2 protein-coding genes are annotated in these 3,516 nt (G+C 62.4%); both read right to left on the minus strand.

What is annotated here, in order from left to right; all coding sequences use genetic code 11:
• Nucleotides 1-169: 169 nt before the first annotated feature.
• On the minus strand, nucleotides 170-1,042 hold the full coding sequence (locus ACSFE6_RS31175) for a mechanosensitive ion channel family protein (RefSeq protein WP_435431211.1): 873 nt from the start codon (nucleotides 1,040-1,042) through the stop codon (nucleotides 170-172).
• 217 nt (nucleotides 1,043-1,259) lie between these two features.
• Nucleotides 1,260-3,257 (minus strand): peptidase U32 family protein, encoded by a 1,998-nt coding sequence (locus ACSFE6_RS31180; RefSeq protein ID WP_435431212.1) that lies wholly within the window; start codon nucleotides 3,255-3,257, stop codon nucleotides 1,260-1,262.
• Nucleotides 3,258-3,516: the final 259 nt, after the last annotated feature.

Consider the following 3,516-nt stretch of genomic DNA (forward strand, 5'->3'; position numbering starts at 1 on the left):
AAAAGCAGGCGTCTGGGTTCTCCGTTTCCGTCCTTTCTTTTTTCCCTTTGTTTGGTTTATGCCTTCCCGCGTTGGGGGTGTGGGGTTGGGGGGGGGGGGTTTTTTCCCCCCCCCCCAGCAGACTTGCTCCCACAAAGGGATTGACTACTGCCTCAGGAAATCAGTCGGATCACTCCTTCACCAACGGCCCCGGCAACGCGGCACCTTGCTGAAAGATCACCGTTTGTGCCGGCATCGGCGCCGGGAAGCCAGCCTCGCCGAGGGCATCCTTGATGATGCGGTTGGTGTCGAAGTACACCTGCCAGTAGTGCTCGTTGTGGCAGTACGGACGCACCGCCAGCACTGGGCCGACCAGATTGAACTCCAGGATCTCCACGTCTACCGCCGGCGTTTGGAGCACATTGGGAACGGCGGCAATTTTCTCTTTCAGCAAGGCCGCGGCAGCCTTCCAGTCGGCGGCGCCGGACAGTTGCGCCTTGAGCTCGACACGGCGGAACGGGTTGTGGGTGAAGTTCTGGATGTTGTCGCTGAAGATCTTGTTGTTGCCGACCAGGGTCAGGACGTTGTCCGGGGTATTGATCGCGGTGGCGAACAGGCCGATCTCGGTGACGGTTCCGGTTACCCCGCCGGCATTGATGAAGTCGCCAACCTTGAATGGACGCAGCACGATAATGAAAGCACCGGCCGCCAGGTTGGCCAGCAGCCCCGACCAGGCCATGCCGATTGCCAGGCCAACTGCCGCCAGCAATGCCGCGAAGGTGGTGGTCTGCATGCCCAGGTAACCGAGGATGGCTATCACCAGGATGATGTTCAGGGTCACGGTGATGGCCGAGCCAACATAGCGCAACACGGTCGGGTCGACCTGCTGCTTGCCCAGGGCCTTCTGCACCATGCCGACGGCAAAGCCGATCAGCCAGCGGCCGACGATCCAGAAAGCGATGGCACTCAGCACCTTGACCGCGAAAGCCACGCCATACGCCTGTATCACGGCAATGAACGCGTTGAACTTCTCGGTGGTTACGTTAACGATGGTATCGTCCATGGCGAAGCTCGCAAATGAGGATTGACCTCAAGACGCTAGCACAGCCGGCGCGGGCTGCCAGTCGAGGGATGGGGTGTATCGGCTGCCGTCATCGCGGGCAAGCCCGCTCCCACAGGTATTCATGTCGATCACACATCATGCAATCGACACAAAATCCTGTGGGAGCGTGGCTTGCCCGCGATGGCGGTGTGTCAGACACACCACAGCGTCAGAGCCCTCAGTGCGTACCGCGGGGAATGGTCTTGAGCAGATCGTCGGGGCTGATGTAGCCAACGACCGGTTGAACGCTGCCCGGTTGCGGCAGGTCGAGGATGTGGCCCTTCATCTTGCCGATCACGTGCATTTCGCAAGGCTTGCAGTCGAACTTCAGCGTCAGCACTTCGTCACCGTGAATCAACTGCATCGGCGCGACCTTGGTGCGAACGCCGGTCACGCCCTTGGCCTGTTTCGGGCAGAGGTTGAAGGAGAAGCGCAGGCAGTGCTTGGTGATCATCACCGGCACTTCGCCCGGCTCCTCGTGAGCCTCGTAGGCAGCGTCGATCAGCTTGACCCCGTGACGGTGGTAGAAATCACGGGCCTTCTGGTTATAGACGTTGGCCAGGAACGACAGGTGCGATTCCGGGTACACCGGCGGCGGATTGGTCTCGGCCTTGCGGCCACCCCGTGGGTGCGCCTTGATGCGCGCCACGGTCAGCGCTTCAATCACTTCCCGGCGCAGGGACTTGAGCTGCGAGTTGGGGATGAAGTACGCCTGCGGTGCATCAAGCTTGATGTCGGTCGCGTGATATTCAGTGGTTCCCAGTTGACCGAGAAGGTCATGCAACTGCTCCAGTGCCTGCTCCGGCTTGTTGGCCAGGCCGAACGGACCGTCCAGCGTCACACTGGCGCTGACGCCCTCCTCGCTGGTGGCGGTCAGTTGCAGACGCTGTTCGTCCAGGTGCGCAACCCAAGTCAAACCGATGCGACGCTCGGCAGAAGTCTTCTGCAAAGCCTGCTGCCAGTTGTGGTCCAGGTTACGGCTCAGCGGATGATTGGGACGCAACTGGTGAAGCCCCTTCGGCATCTCGTTGGGCTCGACGCGGTAGCGGTAACGCTTTTCGCCGTCCTCTTCGAACTCGCCTTTCGGTTCGGCGATGTTGGTCCGCCAGCCCACGACCTCGCGCTTGACCAGCACATTGAGGCCGTCGCCGTTGGACAGCGGCTCCTGGGTGACCACGATCAGGTCACGTTTGCCGACTTTTTCCACGACGCCCACCGGCAGGCCGGTGAAGGTTGGCGAGTCGAAGGCACCGATGTCGATCTTGCGTTCGCTGACGAAGTAGTCGGTGCTGCCACGGTGGAACGTCTTGTCCGGGTCGGGCACGAAGAAGTGCGCAGTGCGGCCGCTGGAAGCGCGGGCCAGGTCCGGACGGTCTTCGAGCACGGCGTCCAGGCGCTGGCGGTAGTAGGCAGTGATGTTCTTCACATAGCCCATGTCCTTGTAGCGCCCTTCGATCTTGAAGGAGCGCACACCGGCTTCCACCAGGGCGCGGATGTTGGCGCTCTGGTTGTTGTCCTTCATCGACAGCAGGTGCTTTTCATAGGCGATCACGCCGCCTTTTTCGTCCTTGAGGGTGTACGGCAGACGGCACGCCTGGGAGCAGTCGCCACGGTTGGCGCTGCGCCCGGTCTGCGCGTGGGAAATGTTGCACTGGCCGGAGAACGCGACACACAGCGCGCCGTGGATGAAAAACTCGATCGCCGCGTCGGTCTCGGCGGCGATGGCGCTGATTTCCTGAAGGTTCAGCTCGCGGGCCAGCACCAGTTGCGAAAAACCGGCCTGATCGAGGAACTTCGCCCGCGCCAGGGTGCGAATGTCGGTCTGGGTGCTGGCGTGCAGCTCGATGGGCGGGATGTCCAGCTCCATCACGCCCAGGTCCTGGACGATCAGCGCATCGACACCGGCATCGTACAGCTCATGGATCAGCTTGCGCGCCGGCTCCAGTTCGTTGTCGTGCAGGATGGTGTTGATGGTGGTGAACACCCGGGCGTGGTAGCGATGGGCGAACTCCACCAGAGCAGCGATATCGCTCACTTCGTTGCAGGCGTTGTGGCGCGCGCCAAAGCTCGGGCCGCCGAGGTACACGGCGTCGGCGCCATGCAGGATGGCCTCGCGGGCGATGGCCACGTCGCGGGCGGGGCTGAGCAATTCCAGGTGATGCTTGGGCAAGGACATAGGTTTTTTTAGTCAGGCGGTCACGGTCGAGGGGCGCATTGTACCGGTGAATGACCTGATGGGCACCCGTGTGCTGCCGGGTGGCAGATTTTGCAAGCCAGATAGCGAACCTGTGGGGGGGGGGGGGGGGGGGGGGGGGGGGGGGGGGGGAGGGGGTAGGGGGGGGGGGGGGGGGGGTGGAAATGATGAAAGGCACGGCGGTGATGACCGGTCTTGCCTGCCTGGCCTACGCCAGCGCCGATTACCTGCTGCACCTGGC

This window comes from Pseudomonas baetica (genome assembly GCF_051216495.1).
GTDB classification, from domain to species: Bacteria; Pseudomonadota; Gammaproteobacteria; order Pseudomonadales; family Pseudomonadaceae; genus Aquipseudomonas; species Aquipseudomonas baetica_B.